Here is a 16111-nt window from a genome sequence, read left to right as displayed (position 1 = left end):
GCGCCCGAGTCCGAGCCCGCCCCGGTCTCCGAGCCGGCGCCCGCGTCGGTCCCGGCTCCTGTCGAGGTCGCACCCGAGCCCGAGGCAGCACCCGAGCCGGTCGCCGCCGCGGCGGTCGCCCCGGTCCCGGCCTACGCCGGACCCAGCCAGGACGACACCGAGAGCACCAACAGCCTCCTGCAGCTCGCTCGTCGTCTGCACGAGGAGCACGTCCGTGAGGGCGTCGAGAAGCGCGACGCCCTGATCGCCGAGGGCCAGTCGACGTCGGCTCGTCTCGTGGCCGAGGCCGAGGCCAAGCAGCGCGACGTCGTCACCGAGGCCGAGGCTCGCTCCCGCGAGGTCGTGGCCGAGGCCGAGACCAAGCGCCGCGAGGTGCTCGAGCAGCTCGCGACCGAGCGCACCGGCCTGGAGCGTCGCATCGACGACCTCCGCACGTTCGAGCGCGACTACCGCCAGAAGCTCAAGGGCTACATCGAGGGCCAGCTCCGCGACCTCGAGGCCGAGTCCGGCGAGCAGCAGTCCGCGAGCGGCTTCGCTCCCGCCAGCGCTCAGGGCTTCGGCTCCAACTAAGGTCTTGACGCAGAGCACTCCTCCGACGAAGGTCAGCGTCCGCATCATCGCGGCGCTGGCCTTCGTCGCTGTCACGGCCTACGTGCTCGACCAGGTGTCGAAGCACCTCGTGACCACCCGCCTGGTCGAGGGCGAGAGCGTCGACGTCGTGGGCGAGTTCTTCCAGCTGCACTTCGTGCGGAACCCCGGTGCGGCCTTCTCCCTGGCCAGCGGCACGACCTGGATCTTCTCGATCGCGGCCTCGGCCGTCGTGGTCGCCATCGTCGTCTTCGCACGGCGCATCCGGTCCCGGGCCTGGGCGATCATGCTCGGCATGCTCCTGGGAGGCACGCTCGGCAACCTGACCGACCGTCTGACCCGCGAGCCCTCCTTCGGGCAGGGGCACGTGATCGACTTCCTGTACTTCCCGTCGCTGCTGCCGGCGATCTTCAACGTGGCGGACATCTTCATCGTGTCGAGCATGGGCCTCCTGTTGCTGCTGACCCTGCTCGGCGTCAACCTCGACGGCACCCGGACCACGAAGGCGAGCGCGGCGCGTGACGCGGCGAGCGACCAGGCCGCCGACGAGACGACCGCTGCGGGGCCCATGACCGACGCCGGCGCCGACGGGGCGCCTCCTTCGACCCGACCGACGGAGCACCCGTGACCGAGTCCCGCCAACTGCCCGTGCCCGACGGACTCGCCGGCGAGCGGGTCGACGCCGCACTGGCCAAGCTGCTCGGCTTCAGCCGCACCTTCGCCGCCGAGGTGGCCACCACCGGGGGAGTGGCCGTCGACGGTCGCCCGGTGGGCAAGTCCGACCGGCTCGAGGCCGGCGCCTGGCTCGAGGTCACCTGGGCACCCCGCGAGGCACCGACCGTCGTGCCGCTCGACGTGCCCGGCCTGGGCATCGTGCACGACGACGACGAGATCGTCGTCGTCGACAAGCCCGTCGGCGTCGCCGCGCACCCCTCGGTCGGCTGGACCGGGCCCACGGTGCTCGGCGGCCTCGCGGCGGCCGGGTTCCAGGTCGCCACGTCGGGGGCTGCCGAGCGCGCGGGCATCGTGCACCGCCTCGACGTCGGCACCAGCGGCCTCATGGTCGTGGCGAAGTCCGAGCGCGCCTACGCACAGCTCAAGGACGCCTTCCGCGAGCGGACGGTGGAGAAGATCTACAACGCGGTCGTGCAGGGCCACCCCGACCCGCTCACCGGCACCATCGACGCCCCGATCGGTCGTCACCCGTCGTCGGACTGGAAGTTCGCCGTGGTCGTGGACGGCAAGCCCTCCGTGACGCACTACGAGACGGTCGAGGCGTTCCGCTCAGCCTCGCTGCTCGAGATCCACCTCGAGACCGGTCGCACGCACCAGATCCGCGTCCACATGGCCGCCCAGCGCCACCCCTGCGTGGGCGACGCGACCTACGGGGCCGACCCGACGCTGTCCGCTGCCCTCGGCCTCGGCCGGCAGTGGCTGCACGCCGTCCAACTCGGCTTCCGCCACCCGGGGACGGGCGAGCCGGTCGTCTACCGGTCGACGTACCCGGACGACCTGCAGCACGCGCTCGATGTCCTCCGTGCGGCCTAGGCTGTCCACCTGCCGCTGAACCGGCACACCACCACAGAACCGCAGATCCACCACAGAACCGTCGAACCACAGACGAGGAGCCGCGTGGCCTCGAAAGATTCCTTCGTCCACCTGCACGTCCACAGCGAGTACTCGATGCTCGACGGTGCGGCCCGGGTCAAGCCGCTGATCGCGGAGGCCGCCGCCCAGGGCATGCCCGCCGTCGCGGTCACCGACCACGGCAACGTGTTCGGCGCCTACGACTTCTGGAAGACCGCGACCGACGCCGGGGTCAAGCCCATCATCGGCACCGAGGCCTACATCACGCCGGGCACGCACCGGGGCGACAAGACCCGCATCCGCTGGGGCGACGGCGGCCGCGACGACGTCTCCGGCGCCGGTGCGTACACGCACATGACGTTGCTCTCGCAGAGCACGGCGGGCATGCACAACCTCTTCCGGCTGTCGTCGCGCGCGTCCCTCGAGGGCTACTACTTCAAACCGCGCATGGACCGCGAGCTGCTGTCGCAGTACTCGGACGGCCTCATCGCCACGACGGGCTGCCCGTCCGGCGAGGTGCAGACGCGCCTCCGACTCGGCCAGTACGACGAGGCGGTCAAGGCCGCGGCGGACTTCCGCGACATCTTCGGCGCCGAGAACTACTTCGCCGAGATCATGGACCACGGCCTCGGCATCGAGCGCCAGATCATGGGCGACCTCCTCCGCCTCGCGAAAGACCTGGGCCTGCCCCTCGTGGCCACCAACGACCTGCACTACACGCACGAGCACGACGCCACGAGCCATGCAGCGCTGCTCTGCGTCCAGTCGGGCTCGACCCTCAACGACCCGAACCGGTTCAAGTTCGACGCCGACGAGTTCTACCTGAAGTCCGCCCAGCAGATGCGGCACCTCTTCCGTGACCACCCCGAGGCCTGCGACAACACCCTGCTCATCGCCGAGCGCTGCGACGTCCAGTTCAACACCTCGGCCAACTACATGCCGCGCTACCCCGTGCCCGAGGGCGAGACGGAGGAGACGTGGTTCATCAAGGAGGTGGAGAAGGGCCTGGTCTACCGGTACCCGGACGGCATCCCCTCCGACGTCCGCAAGCAGGCCGAGTACGAGATCGGCGTCATCACCGGCATGGGCTTCCCCGGCTACTTCCTCGTCGTCGCCGACTTCATCAACTGGTCGAAGGAGAACGGCATCCGCGTCGGTCCGGGACGCGGCTCCGGCGCCGGGTCCATGGCCGCCTACGCGATGCGCATCACCGACCTCGACCCGCTCCGCCACGGCCTCATCTTCGAGCGCTTCCTCAACCCCGACCGTGTCTCGATGCCCGACTTCGACGTCGACTTCGACGACCGTCGCCGCGGCGAGGTCATCCAGTACGTGACGGAGAAGTACGGCGACGAGCGCGTCGCCCAGATCGTCACCTACGGCACCATCAAGGCCAAGCAGGCCCTGAAAGACAGCTCGCGCGTGCTCGGCTTCCCCTTCGGGATGGGCGAGAAGCTCACGAAGGCCATGCCGCCCGCGGTCATGGGCAAGGACATCCCGCTCACGGGCATCTTCGACAAGGCCCACGAGCGCTACAAGGAGGCGGGAGACATCCGGACGGTCGTCGAGACCGATCCCGAGGCGAGGACGGTCTTCGACACGGCTCTCGGCCTGGAGGGCCTCAAGCGCCAGTGGGGCGTGCACGCGGCCGGCGTCATCATGTCGAGCGACCCCCTGATCGACATCATCCCGATCATGAAGCGCGAGCAGGACGGCCAGATCGTCACGCAGTTCGACTACCCCGCCTGCGAGTCGCTCGGGCTGATCAAGATGGACTTCCTGGGTCTCCGCAACCTGACGATCATCAACGACGCCCTCGACAACATCCGCACCAACCGCGGTTTCGACCTCGTCCTCGAAGACCTCGAGCTCGACGACCGGGCGGCCTACGAGCTGCTCGGCCGCGGTGACACGCTGGGCGTCTTCCAGCTCGACGGCGGGCCCATGCGCGGCCTCCTGCGGCTGATGAAGCCCGACAACTTCGAGGACATCTCGGCCGTCATCGCGCTGTACCGCCCCGGGCCCATGGGGGCGAACTCCCACACGAACTACGCCCTGCGGAAGAACGGCATCCAGGAGATCACGCCGATCCACCCCGAGCTCGAGGAGCCCCTGAAGGAGATCCTGTCGACGAGCTACGGCCTGATCATCTACCAGGAGCAGGTGATGGCCATCGCGCAGAAGGTCGCCGGGTTCTCGCTCGGCCAGGCCGACATCCTCCGTCGTGCCATGGGCAAGAAGAAGAAGTCCGAGCTCGACAAGCAGTACGCGGGCTTCGAGCAGGGCATGTTCGACAACGGCTTCTCACCGGACGCCGTCAAGATGCTCTGGGACATCCTCCTGCCCTTCTCGGACTACGCCTTCAACAAGGCGCACTCCGCCGCCTACGGCGTCGTGTCGTACTGGACCGCCTACCTCAAGGCCCACTACCCGGCCGAGTACATGGCCGCGTTGCTCACGAGCACCGGCGACTCGCGGGACAAGCTCGGGCTCTACCTCAACGAGTGCCGCCGCATGGGCATCACGGTCCTCCCGCCGGACGTCAACGAGTCGATCGGCTTCTTCGCGGCGGTCGGCGACGACATCCGCTTCGGCATGGGCGCGGTCCGGAACGTGGGGTTCAACGTCGTCGACCACGTGATCGCCGCCCGCCAGAAAGAAGGAGCCTTCGCCTCCTTCCACGACTTCCTGCGCAAGGTCCCGCTCCCCGTCGCCAACAAGCGCACGGTCGAGTCGCTGGTGAAGGCCGGGGCGTTCGACAGCCTGGGCTCGACCCGCCGGGCCCTGGTCGAGATCCACGAGTCGGCGGTCGAGGCCGCCGTCAACGAGAAGCGCGCCGAGGCCAACGGCCAGGTCGGCTTCGACTTCGACTCCCTCTGGGACGAGCCACAGGACGTCCAGCACGTGCCCGAGCGACCCGAGTGGTCGAAGCGGGACAAGCTGGCGTTCGAGCGCGACATGCTGGGCCTCTACGTGAGCGACCACCCGCTGGCCGGGCTCGAGCTGCCGCTCGCGAAGCACGCGAGCACGACGGTGACCGACATCCTGTCGAGCGAGCCGACCGCGATCGACGGCGAGACGGTCACGATCGCCGGCCTCATCACGAGCGTCCAGCACCGGGTCGCCCGCAACTCGGGCAATCCGTACGGCATCGTCACGGTCGAGGACTTCGGCGGCGAGATCTCGGCGATGTTCCTGGGCAAGACCTACCAGGAGTTCGGGCCGTCGCTCGTCGGCGACTCGATCATCGTGCTGAAGGGGCGCGTCAGCGTCCGCGACGACGGCATGAACATGCACGCGGCGAGCATGTTCATGCCCGACCTCGGCGTCGGTGCGTCGCAGGGCCCGTTGGTGCTGCAGATCCCCGAGCACCGCGCCACGACCGACACCGTCACGGAGCTCGCGGCGGTGCTCGGCAGGCACACCGGCGGCACCGAGGTGCGGCTCCGGCTCGTCAAGGGCGACGTCGCCCGCTCGTTCGAGATCCCCATGCCGGTCGACGTGACCGCCGACCTGTACGGCGAGCTCAAGAGCTTGCTCGGGCCGGGCTGCCTCGTCTGACGCGCAGGCGTCTCCGCACGCACGACGGCCCCACGGACTCGAGTCCGTGGGGCCGTCGTGCGTGGACGTCCTGCTCGTCTACGCCTCGAGGTGCACGGGCCGGAGCCAGCGGCGGTCGTGGTACAGCAACGCGTCGTCGTCTGCTCCCGTGCCGCCGTCCTCGACCTGCACGACGACGACGGCGTTGCCGTGCACGTGCACCCGCTCGACGATGCGGCCGGTCATCCAGGCGGTGACGTCGTGGAGCAACGGGAGGCCGTGCGGCCCCTCGCTCCAGTGGTCGCCCGCGAACCGCTCGGCGGCGGGGCCGGCCATGCGGCGCGCGAGGCCCTGGTTGCGGAGGCCGAGCAGGTGGATCACCACGTGTTCGGTCTCCTCGATCGCCCGCCACGAGCTGGCGGTGCGCGCCATGTTGAAGGTGGCGAGCGGCGGGACGGCGGCGAGCGAGGCCAGCGAGGTCGCGGTGAAGCCGACGGGCCGGCCGTCCGAGTCCCGGGCGGTGACGATGGCGACGCCCGCGGCATGGCGGCGGAAGCCGGCCTTGAACGCGGCGAGGTCGGCGGGGTCGGACTGTGCAGCCGTGGCGGCTGGTGCGGTGGTGTCGGGCATGACGGTGGGCGCCTCCTGTGCTCTGCTCCCGGGGGCGGGCGTGTCCGCGCCGTGACGGCTCGGGCTAGGCTCGACGGGCCATGATTCAGACCACAGACCTCCGGGGCCTCAAGCCTACCCACGCCGACCTGCTGGGCCTCGTGCCCCGGTCGCACGTCGACGTCGCCGCCGCCTCCGGCGCCGCGGCCCAGATCGTCCAGGCCGTGCGCGAGCGCGGTGCGGACGCCCTGCGCGACCAGGCGGAGCGCTTCGACGGCGTCCGCACCGACGTGTTCCGCGTCGAGGCGGCTGCGATCGCCCGTGCCGTCGACGAGCTCGACCCCCTGGTGAAGGAGGCGCTGGTCGAGTCGATCGCCCGCGTCACCGAGGCCAGCAGGGCCCAGGTGCCCGCGGGCTCCATGACCGTCCCGGCCCCCGGGGCGCTCATCGAGCAGCGCTGGCAGCCGGTCGCCCGGGCGGGCGTGTACGTCCCCGGCGGCAAGGCCGTCTACCCGTCGAGCGTCGTCATGAACGTCGTGCCGGCCCTGGTGGCCGGGGTCGGCTCGGTCGCGCTCGTCTCGCCCGGGCAGCGCGACTTCGGCGGCGCCGTCCACCCCGTCATCCTGGGCGCGGCGGGCCTCCTCGGCATCGACGAGGTCTACGTCATGGGCGGTGCGGGCGCCATCGCGGCCCTCGCGTACGGAGTGCCCGAGATCGGGCTCGAGCCGGTCCAGGTCATCACCGGCCCCGGCAACAACTACGTGGCCGCCGCGAAGCAGCTCGTCCGCGGACGCGTCGGCATCGACGCCGTGGCGGGCGCCACCGAGATCCTCGTCATCGCCGACGACTCGGCCGACCCGACGCTCGTCGCCGTCGACCTGATCAGCCAGGCCGAGCACGACGAGGAGGCCGCCGCCGTCCTCGTGACCACCTCGGCGGAGCTCGCCGACCGGGTCCGCGACGAGCTCGTGCGGCTCGTCCCGCGGACGCTGAGCGCGACCCGCGTCCAGACCGCCCTCGACGGCCGCCAGTCGGCCCTCGTGCTCGTCGACGACCTGTCGGCCGCCGTCGACTTCAGCAACGCCTACGGGCCCGAGCACCTCGAGATCCAGACGCGCGACGACGAAGGGGTGCTCGCGGGCATCACGAGCGCCGGCGCGGTCTTCGTGGGCCCGAGCACCCCTGTGAGCCTGGGCGACTACCTCGCCGGCTCGAACCACGTCCTGCCCACGGGCGGCCAGTCGCGGTTCTCGTCGGGACTCGGCGCGTACACGTTCCTGCGGCCGCAGCAGATCGTGCGCTACGAGCACGACGCCCTGGCCGAGGTCGCCGACAGGTTGGTCGCGCTGTCGCGCGCCGAGCTGCTGCCCGCCCACGGCGAGGCCGTCGCGGCGCGTCTCCACAAGCCCTGATCGGTCGTCCCGACGGCGTCCGTGAGGGGCGGCGTCGACCGTGTCCCGTCCGTGGCGTCGAAGGGGCGGGGTGCGGAGCCCCAGTACGCTGAGGGCACCATGTTCTGTCCTTTCTGTCGCCACCCCGATTCCCGCGTCGTCGACTCCCGCACGAGCGACGACGGCACCTCGATCCGTCGGCGGCGCCAGTGCCCGAACTGCGGTCGTCGCTTCAGCACGACCGAGACGGCAAGCCTCAACGTCGTCAAGCGCAACGGCGTGCTCGAGCCCTTCAGCCGGGAGAAGATCATCTCCGGCGTCCGCAAGGCCTGCCAGGGCCGTCCCGTCACCGACGGCGACCTGGCCGTCCTGGCGCAGAAGGTCGAGGAGGCGGTGCGTGCGTCGGGCACGTCGCAGATCGAGGCGAACGACATCGGCCTCGCGATCCTGCCGCCCCTGCGCGAGCTCGACGAGGTCGCCTACCTGCGCTTCGCGAGCGTCTACCAGGCCTTCGACTCCCTCGAGGACTTCGAGTCGTCGATCACGCAGCTCCGCGACGAGCACCGTGACCGCGTGCGTGCACCGCGATCGGTCGACGAGTGAGGACCGCCTACCGGGTCCTGTTCGACCTGGTGCTCTCCAAGATGGACCCCGAGGACGCGCACCACCTCGCGTCCCGGGTCATCCGTGCCGTCCCGCGGGTCGGCCTGGCGCCGCTCGTGCGCCGGCTCACGGCGCCCCACCCGTCGCTCGCCGTCGAGGCGCTGGGCCTCCGTTTCGCCTCGCCGTTCGGCGTCGCCGCGGGCTTCGACAAGGACGCGACAGGCATCGCCGGTCTCGGGGCGCTCGGCTTCGGCCACGTCGAGGTCGGCACCGTCACGGCCAGGGCCCAGCCGGGCAACGAGCGACCGCGGCTCTTCCGTCTGGTGCCCGACCTGGCGGTCGTCAACCGCATGGGCTTCAACAACGGAGGCGCGGCGCAGGCGGCCGACGAGCTCACCGCTGCGCGCCGTGCGGCCGTCCGGCCCGTGATCGGCGTCAACATCGGCAAGAGCCGTGTCGTCGAGGTGGACGACGCGGTCGCCGACTACCTCGTGAGCACGCGCCTGCTCGCCCCGCTCGCCGACTACCTGGCCGTCAACGTCAGCTCGCCCAACACGCCCGGCCTCCGCGGCCTGCAGGAGCTCGACAAGCTGTCGCCGCTGCTGCGCGCCGTCCACGCCGCCGCGGGCGACACCCCCGTGCTCGTCAAGATCGCTCCTGACCTCGACGACGACGGCATCCGCCACATCGCCGAGCTGGTCACCGAGATCGGGCTCGGGGGCGTGATCGCCACGAACACGACACTGTCTCGTTCGGGGCTGCGGACCTCGCCCGCCGTCGTGGAGGCCGCGGGGGCTGGTGGTCTCTCCGGCGCCCCGCTCGCGGCCCGGTCGCTCGAGGTGCTCCGGGTGCTGCGTTCGGTGCTGCCCGACGAGACGTGCGTCGTGTCCGTCGGGGGAGTGACCACCGCCGACGACGTGCAGTCGCGCCTCGACGCCGGTGCGACGCTCGTGCAGGGCTACACGGCCTTCCTCTACGAGGGGCCGCTCTGGGCCCGGAAGGTCAACCGGGGGCTGCGCGCCCTCCGCCGAGCGGCGTGACCGGTCTCGGCAGCCCGACAGGCGCGCCCGACACGACAGAGCCCCCGACCACGTGGTCGGGGGCTCCGTCGTGCGGCGTGGCTACAACGTGGGGAACTCGCGGCGCTTGACCTGCGGCTTCGGCAGTCGCATCGGCTTCATCTGCATGGCGCGCATGGCGGTGTACCAGCGGTTGCCCTTCTGCAGGCCGTCGTCGCCGAACTTCGCGCGCAGCTGGGAGGTGACGCGCTGGCCGGCGAGGAGGCAGTCGGCGACGGCGAGGATGAAGAAGCCCCACAGGACGAACAGCGTCGTGGTCTGGACCGCGACGTTCTGGACGATGCTCATGACGATGACGAGCACCATGACCGGGATCATCGCCTCGCCGACGCTGTAGCGGGCGTCGACGTAGTCGCGGATGAACTTGCGCTGCACGCCCTTGTCGCGCTCGGGGAGGAACTTCTCCTCGCCGTTGGCGAGCCCGACGCGCTGGCGCTCCCGCTGCTCGGCGAGACGGGCGCGCTGGGCCTTCTGCGCCTCCTTGCCGGTGGCCACGAGCGGGCGCTGGTTGGCGGCCTCGCGTTCGCGACGGGTCGGCGTCGGCCGTCCCTTGCCGGTCGTCGGCGACTCGGTCTCGTCGACGGTCGTCGTGATGGTCTTGTCAGGTGCCTTGGCCACGGAGAGTCCTCGGGGGTTGAACGAGTTCCTAAGATTACCTGCATGACCGACTCGCAGCACCCCGTGACCCCGACCGATCCTCGTACTGTCAGCGAACTCGCGGAGGCGGTGCAGGGCGGCTTCCCCGCCGCAGTCGCCGACCTCGGCGGCCTGGTCCGCATCCCGTCCGTCTCGTGGGACGCCTTCGACCCCGCGCACGTCGCCGCCAGCGCCGAGGCCGTCGCCGAGCTCGTGCGGGGCACGGGCCTCTTCGAGACCGTGCAGGTGAGCCGTGCGCCGATCGGCGACACCGGCGCCCTCGGCCAGCCGGCCGTGCTCGCCCGGCGCCCCGCGCGCGACGGCAAGCCGACGGTCCTCCTCTACGCCCACCACGACGTGCAGCCCCAGGGCGACGACGCCGACTGGGACTCGCCTCCGTTCGAGCCCACCGTCAAGGGCGATCGCCTCTACGGGCGGGGCGCCTCTGACGACAAGGCCGGCGTGATGACCCACGTGGCGGCGCTGCGGGCCGTCCGCGAGGTGCTCGGCGACGACCTGGGCGTCGGCGTCGCGGTGTTCATCGAGGGTGAAGAGGAGTTCGGCTCCCGCTCGTTCGCCGACTTCCTCCGCCAGCACCGGGACGACCTCGCGGCCGACGTCATCGTCGTCGCCGACTCGGGCAACTGGAGCACGACCGTCCCCGCCATCACCGTGGGGCTCCGCGGCAACGTGACGTTCCGGCTCACCGTCCGCACCCTGGCGCACGCGTCCCACTCGGGGATGGTCGGCGGCGCGGTCCCGGACGCGATGCTCGCGATGGTGAAGCTGCTCGCCACGCTGCACGACGATGCGGGCAGCGTCGCCGTCGCCGGGCTGCACAGCCGCGAGGCCGAGCACCCCGAGCAGAGCGAGCAGCAGCTGCGCGAGGAGGCCGGGCTGCTCGAGGGCGTGACGCCGATCGGCACCGGTCCGCTGCTCAGCCGCGTCTGGTCGCAGCCGTCGATCACGGTGACGGGCATCGACGCGCCGAGCGTCGCGAACGCGTCGAACACCCTGTCGCCCGAGGTGTCCGTCCGGATCAGCGCGCGCATCGCTCCGGGGCAGGCCGCGTCCGAGGCCTACGCGGCCATCGAGGCGCACCTCCGAGAGCACGCCCCCTTCGGCGCGCACGTCGAGATCGACGACGTCGACCAGGGCGACCCGTTCCTCGTCGACACCAGCGGCTGGGCCCTCGCCGAGGCCACGGCGGCCATGACCGAGGCCTGGGGGGAGGCGCCCCTGCAGATCGGCATCGGCGGATCGATCCCGTTCATCGCGGACCTCGTCCGGACGTTCCCCGAGGCCCAGATCCTCGTCACGGGCGTGGAGGACCCCGACACGCGCGCGCACAGCCCGAACGAGTCGCAGCACCTCGGCGTGCTGCACCGTGCCGTGCTCAGCGAGGCCGTGCTGATCGCCCGCCTCGACGCACGGAGCTGAGGCACGACGGGGTCGACGGCGCCCGTGCACCGTCGGCCTCGTCGGCCCTGGTCGCCGGGAACAAATCCCGGCACGGGCTGCTTACACTGGTCAACGACGAGTGCCCCTGCGCACCGACCCGAGGAGGCTCCATGACCGACACCGCGACCCCCGCCGTCGAGACGGCCGCCGGCGACACGACGACCGCCCACGGCGTCACGATCACCGCGACCGCCGCCGACAAGGTGAAGAGCCTCCTGACGCAGGAGGGGCGTGACGACCTCCGCCTCCGCGTGGCCGTCCAGCCCGGTGGCTGCTCCGGCCTCATCTACCAGCTCTACTTCGACGAGCGCCTCCTCGAGAACGACGCCACGGTCGACTTCGACGGTGTCGAAGTCGTCGTCGACAAGATGAGCGTCCCCTATCTCGACGGCGCGGCCATCGACTTCGAGGACACGATCCAGAAGCAGGGCTTCACAATCGACAACCCGAACGCCCAGGGCAGCTGCGCCTGCGGCGACAGCTTCCACTGACGCAGGAGGCGCCTCCCGGGCGCTCCTGACCGGTCACCACACGAGAGGGACCGCCGAGAGGCGGTCCCTCTCGTGCGTCCAGGTGGCTCGTGCTCGAACGACTCGGCGGGGCCGCGTGCAGAGGCCCGGTCAACCTGCGAGTAGGCTAGGGAAGTCCCGTCCTAGACTGGGAAGACCCCAAGCTGTCGTGTCATCCGAGAGGTAACAGTGCGTTCTAACCGCCGTCTTCGTTGGGCCGCCATCCCCGTGGCCGCCGTCATGGCCCTCGTCCTCGCGGGATGTACGCCCGAGCAGCTCCAGGGCTGGCTCCCCACCACCGCGGGCACCACCAACCACGTCGACAGCATCATCGGCCTGTGGGTCACGTCGTGGATCGTCCTGCTGATCGTCGGCCTCATCGTCTGGGGCCTCATCATCTGGACCTGCATCGCCTACCGGCGTCGCAAGGGCCAGACCGGCCTCCCCGTGCAGCTGCGCTACAACATGCCGATCGAGATCTTCTACACGGTCGTGCCGCTCATCCTCGTGCTGGGCTTCTTCGCCTTCACCGCCCGCGACCAGGCCGCCATCGAGGAGCCGACCGCGAACCCCGACGTGAAGATCGACGTCTACGCGAAGCGCTGGGCCTGGGACTTCAACTACATCGACCAGCAGCAGGAAGACGACAGCGTCTACTACCAGGGCATCCAGGCCCAGGAGCTGCCCGACGGCGAGGTCGACCAGGACCAGCTCCCCGTTCTGTACCTCCCCGTGGGCAAGACCGTGCAGATCGACCTCAAGTCGCGCGACGTCGCCCACTCCTTCTGGATCGTCGACTTCCTCTACAAGAAGGACACGATCCCCGGCAAGACCAACTACATGTACTTCACGCCCGAGAAAGAGGGCACGTTCACGGGCAAGTGCGCCGAGCTCTGCGGCGAGTACCACTCCCTGATGCTGTTCAACGTCAAGGTCGTCTCCGAGGGCGAGTACGAGGACTACCTCGACACGCTCGCCGACGAGGGCAACACCGGCCTCCTGGGCGACCAGTACAACACCAACACCAACCAGCCGAACAACGAGGCGCCCGTCGCCGCCGGTTCGGACGAGAAGTAAAGGCACGGGTTCGATGACAGCCACCGCCACCCGCCCCACCACAGGCGGCACCTCCTCCGGTCAGAACTTCGGCGCCTCGAAGGTCGGCCGCAAGGGCAACGTCGTCGTCACGTGGTTGACGTCGACCGACCACAAGACCATCGGGTACATGTACCTGATCGCGTCGTTCCTCTTCTTCTGCCTCGGCGGCGTCATGGCGCTGCTGATCCGCGCGCAGCTCTTCGCCCCCGGGCTCGAGATCGTGCAGACGAAAGAGCAGTACAACCAGCTGTTCACCATGCACGGCACGATCATGCTGCTCATGTTCGCGACGCCGCTGTTCTCGGGCTTCGCCAACGCGCTCATGCCCCTCCAGATCGGTGCGCCCGACGTCGCCTTCCCGCGGCTGAACGGCTTCGCCTTCTGGCTGTACCTCTTCGGCTCGCTGATCGCGGTCGCCGGCTTCCTCACCCCCCAGGGTGCCGCCTCCTTCGGCTGGTTCGCCTACGCGCCGCTGTCGGACACGACGTTCTCACCAGGGCTCGGCGGGAACTTGTGGGTCTTCGGGCTCGGCATGACCGGCTTCAGCACGATCCTGGGCTCGGTCAACTTCATCACCACGATCGTGACCATGCGCGCCCCCGGCATGACGATGTGGCGCATGCCGATCTTCACCTGGAACACGCTGATCACCTCGATCCTCGTGATCATGGCGTTCCCCGTCCTGGCCGCCGCGCTGTTCGGGCTCGGGTTCGACCGGGTGTTCGACGCACAGGTCTTCAACCCCGCCAACGGAGGCGCCATCCTGTGGCAGCACCTCTTCTGGTTCTTCGGTCACCCTGAGGTGTACATCATCGCGCTGCCGTTCTTCGGCATCGTCTCCGAGGTCTTCCCGGTCTTCAGCCGCAAGCCGATCTTCGGGTACAAGACGCTCGTGTACGCGACGATCTCGATCGCGGCCCTGTCCGTCACGGTGTGGGCGCACCACATGTACGTCACCGGCTCGGTCCTCCTGCCGTTCTTCTCGCTGATGACGATGCTCATCGCGGTCCCGACGGGCGTGAAGATCTTCAACTGGATCGGCACGATGTGGCGCGGCTCGGTCACGTTCGAGACCCCGATGCTCTGGGCGATCGGCTTCCTGGTGACCTTCACCTTCGGTGGGCTCACCGGCGTCATCCTGGCGTCGCCGCCGCTCGACTTCCACGTCTCCGACACGTACTTCGTCGTGGCTCACTTCCACTACGTGGTGTTCGGCACGGTCGTCTTCGCGATGTTCTCCGGCTTCTACTTCTGGTGGCCGAAGTGGACGGGCAAGATGCTCAACGAGCGTCTCGGCAAGATCCACTTCTGGATGCTGTTCATCGGCTTCCACACGACGTTCCTCATCCAGCACTGGCTCGGCGTCATGGGCATGCCCCGTCGCTACGCCACGTACCAGGCCGAGGACCACTTCACGTGGATGAACCAGCTGTCGACGATCGGCGCCATGCTGCTCGGCGTCTCGATCCTGCCGTTCCTCTACAACGTCTACATCACCGCGCGTCGGGCGCCCAAGGTCGAGGTCAACGACCCGTGGGGCTACTCCCGCTCGCTCGAGTGGGCCACCTCGTGCCCGCCGCCCCGCCACAACTTCACGTCCATCCCGCGCATCCGCTCGGAGTCGCCGGCGTTCGACCTCAACCACCCGGAGGCCGGCATCCCGGTCGGCATCGGTCCGGTCAAGGACGCACCCGAGGCCCCCACGTACGACGCATCCAGCAACGAGGTGAAGTAGTCCGATGAGAACCAACGCGACCCTGTTCTGGATCCTCGCGATCTTCTTCTTCCTGATGGACGCCGTGTACGTCATCTGGAGCCTCATCGACACGGGCAAGGTGGAATGGGCCGGCACCATGGGCATCGGCCTGGCCGGCGCCCTGGGCGTGTTCCTCGCCTTCTACATGGGACGCTCGCACGCGGCCCAGGGCGGCGAGCTCGCCGAGGATCGTCCTGACGCGAACATCGACGACGGCGACCCCGAGCTCGGGCACTTCAGCCCCTGGTCGTGGTGGCCCATCCTGCTCGCCTTCTCGTGCGGCCTGATCTTCCTGGCCCTCGCTGTCGGCATGTGGATCATCTACATCGGTGGCGCCCTCGTGGCCGTCGCCCTCGTCGGCTGGGTCTACGAGTACTACCGGGGCAACTTCGCCCACTGACCTCTCGGTCCGTTCGGATGCCGCTCACCCTCAGGGGTGGGCGGCATCTGTCGTTGCGGGCCTGAAGCGGGTGGTGCGACCTCGGTCTCAGCGGCGGCCGAGCCGCACCGACGAGCCCCTTCGTGCTCTCCCTGACGCGATAGGGACGCATTGACCCGGGGCCCGCCGCTGACTTGTCCCATTCCGCCCTCTTCACGGGCTCCGACGTGCGTCGGTCAGCTTCTGGCCGCAGCTGGATCAGCTGGCTCATGCGCGTGGAGTCGGCGGGTTGCTGTGTAGCCGCCGGCGGGTCCGTGCGGACCCGCCGTGGCCTCCGGGAGCCCGCTGCACCGGAGTAGGCACGCCGGGCCGGAGTGGCACGCCGGACCAGAGTGGCACGCCGGACCAGAGTGGCACGCCGGACCAGAGTGGCACCGCGGCGAAGCAGTCGTAGACGCTTGCTGCCTCCCGTCCGTCCATCGTGGAATGCGCGAGCGCGTTGCACGTCTTGGAGCAGAGTAGGCGGGTGGCTGTCACTGGTGGCGGGTCAGCTCCGGCCCGCCGAGGGCTCCGGAACCCCGCACCGAGGCACCAGACCCCGCTTAAGGGCACGGAGAGCCCCGCCCAGGGGCATTGCGAACCCGCCTGGGCTTCTGGAGCCCGTCCACGGGCACGGAAACCCGGAGGAGGGGGAGGTGCGCGCTGTCAGGCTTGCGTGTGGCCGCGGGGGAGTGGATGAGTCCGGAGGCGTGGGGAGAGGGTGGGGCGGGTTGCTGTCGCTGCCGGCGGGTCCACGGTGGCCCGCCGAGGGCTACGGGAACCCGCCGAGGGCTACGGGAACCCGCCGAGGGCTACGGGAACCCGCCGAGGGCTAC

14 protein-coding genes are annotated in these 16111 nt (G+C 69.9%); 12 read left to right on the top strand and 2 right to left on the bottom strand.

Annotated elements, in window-relative coordinates; all coding sequences use genetic code 11:
- The 4 genes from RWM17_RS06130 to dnaE form a co-directional block, all read left to right on the top strand.
- A partial coding sequence (locus RWM17_RS06130; protein WP_314102133.1) for a hypothetical protein occupies nt 1-570 on the top strand: 570 nt, incomplete at its 5' end.
- A gap of 4 nt (nt 571-574) precedes the next feature.
- Complete coding sequence (gene lspA, locus RWM17_RS06125) at nt 575-1216, top strand: signal peptidase II (protein ID WP_314102132.1); 642 nt, start codon at nt 575-577, stop codon at nt 1214-1216.
- Nucleotides 1213-2136 carry an RluA family pseudouridine synthase gene (locus tag RWM17_RS06120; protein ID WP_314102131.1) on the top strand — a complete coding sequence of 308 codons (924 nt, stop codon included), beginning with the start codon at nt 1213-1215 and terminating at the stop codon, nt 2134-2136. Before lspA ends, RWM17_RS06120 begins: the two co-directional genes overlap by 4 nt.
- 84 nt (nt 2137-2220) lie before the next feature.
- On the top strand, nt 2221-5736 hold the full coding sequence (gene dnaE / locus RWM17_RS06115; protein ID WP_123545589.1) for a DNA polymerase III subunit alpha: 3516 nt from the start codon (nt 2221-2223) through the stop codon (nt 5734-5736).
- Nucleotides 5737-5814: 78 nt separating this feature from the next.
- Here dnaE and RWM17_RS06110 read toward each other — a convergent pair whose 3' ends face one another.
- Nucleotides 5815-6345, bottom strand: coding sequence for a flavin reductase family protein (locus RWM17_RS06110; RefSeq protein ID WP_314102130.1), 531 nt, complete (start codon nt 6343-6345; stop codon nt 5815-5817).
- 80 nt (nt 6346-6425) lie between these two features.
- Here RWM17_RS06110 and hisD point away from each other — a divergent pair, with 80 nt between their 5' ends.
- The 3 genes from hisD (at nt 6426) to RWM17_RS06095 (ending at nt 9358) form a co-directional block, all read left to right on the top strand.
- Nucleotides 6426-7736: a histidinol dehydrogenase gene (gene hisD, locus RWM17_RS06105; protein ID WP_314102129.1), complete on the top strand. Its 1311-nt coding sequence runs from the start codon at nt 6426-6428 to the stop codon at nt 7734-7736.
- Nucleotides 7737-7835: 99 nt separating this feature from the next.
- Nucleotides 7836-8318, top strand: coding sequence for a transcriptional regulator NrdR (nrdR, locus tag RWM17_RS06100; RefSeq protein ID WP_314102128.1), 483 nt, complete (start codon nt 7836-7838; stop codon nt 8316-8318).
- Nucleotides 8315-9358, top strand: a complete 1044-nt coding sequence (locus tag RWM17_RS06095; protein WP_314102127.1) for a quinone-dependent dihydroorotate dehydrogenase — start codon at nt 8315-8317, stop codon at nt 9356-9358. The genes nrdR and RWM17_RS06095 overlap by 4 nt, the downstream gene beginning before the upstream one ends.
- Nucleotides 9359-9439: 81 nt before the next feature.
- Here RWM17_RS06095 and RWM17_RS06090 read toward each other — a convergent pair whose 3' ends face one another.
- Nucleotides 9440-10015, bottom strand: a complete 576-nt coding sequence (locus RWM17_RS06090; protein ID WP_314102126.1) for a DUF3043 domain-containing protein — start codon at nt 10013-10015, stop codon at nt 9440-9442.
- 42 nt (nt 10016-10057) lie between these two features.
- Here RWM17_RS06090 and RWM17_RS06085 point away from each other — a divergent pair, with 42 nt between their 5' ends.
- From RWM17_RS06085 to RWM17_RS06065, 5 genes are all read left to right on the top strand, one after another.
- Nucleotides 10058-11473, top strand: a complete 1416-nt coding sequence (locus RWM17_RS06085; protein ID WP_133737447.1) for a dipeptidase — start codon at nt 10058-10060, stop codon at nt 11471-11473.
- Nucleotides 11474-11604: 131 nt separating this feature from the next.
- Entirely contained in the window at nt 11605-11985 is a 381-nt protein-coding gene (erpA, locus tag RWM17_RS06080; protein ID WP_123545598.1) for an iron-sulfur cluster insertion protein ErpA, read from the top strand.
- A gap of 207 nt (nt 11986-12192) precedes the next feature.
- The gene (gene coxB, locus RWM17_RS06075) at nt 12193-13080 is read left to right on the top strand and encodes a cytochrome c oxidase subunit II (RefSeq protein WP_314102125.1); all 888 of its coding nucleotides are present in this window, start codon (nt 12193-12195) and stop codon (nt 13078-13080) included.
- A 13-nt stretch (nt 13081-13093) separates the two neighbouring features.
- Nucleotides 13094-14836 carry a cytochrome c oxidase subunit I gene (gene ctaD / locus RWM17_RS06070; protein ID WP_146901127.1) on the top strand — a complete coding sequence of 581 codons (1743 nt, stop codon included), beginning with the start codon at nt 13094-13096 and terminating at the stop codon, nt 14834-14836.
- A gap of 4 nt (nt 14837-14840) precedes the next feature.
- Nucleotides 14841-15257, top strand: coding sequence for a cytochrome c oxidase subunit 4 (locus tag RWM17_RS06065; protein WP_192041597.1), 417 nt, complete (start codon nt 14841-14843; stop codon nt 15255-15257).
- The last annotated feature ends 854 nt before the right edge of the window (nt 15258-16111 follow it).

This window comes from uncultured Frigoribacterium sp. (genome assembly GCF_963515265.1).
Lineage (GTDB): Bacteria > Actinomycetota > Actinomycetes > Actinomycetales > Microbacteriaceae > Frigoribacterium.
This window is presented reverse-complemented; position numbering and strand designations above follow the sequence as displayed.

Coding starts and splice junctions, on each gene's coding strand:
- RWM17_RS06065 (WP_192041597.1), top strand. CDS start 14,841: ATGAGAACCAACGCGACCCTGTTCTGGATCCTCGCGATCTTCTTCTTC.
- erpA (WP_123545598.1), top strand. CDS start 11,605: ATGACCGACACCGCGACCCCCGCCGTCGAGACGGCCGCCGGCGACACG.
- RWM17_RS06110 (WP_314102130.1), bottom strand. CDS start 6,345: ATGCCCGACACCACCGCACCAGCCGCCACGGCTGCACAGTCCGACCCC.
- nrdR (WP_314102128.1), top strand. CDS start 7,836: ATGTTCTGTCCTTTCTGTCGCCACCCCGATTCCCGCGTCGTCGACTCC.
- ctaD (WP_146901127.1), top strand. CDS start 13,094: ATGACAGCCACCGCCACCCGCCCCACCACAGGCGGCACCTCCTCCGGT.
- hisD (WP_314102129.1), top strand. CDS start 6,426: ATGATTCAGACCACAGACCTCCGGGGCCTCAAGCCTACCCACGCCGAC.
- RWM17_RS06085 (WP_133737447.1), top strand. CDS start 10,058: ATGACCGACTCGCAGCACCCCGTGACCCCGACCGATCCTCGTACTGTC.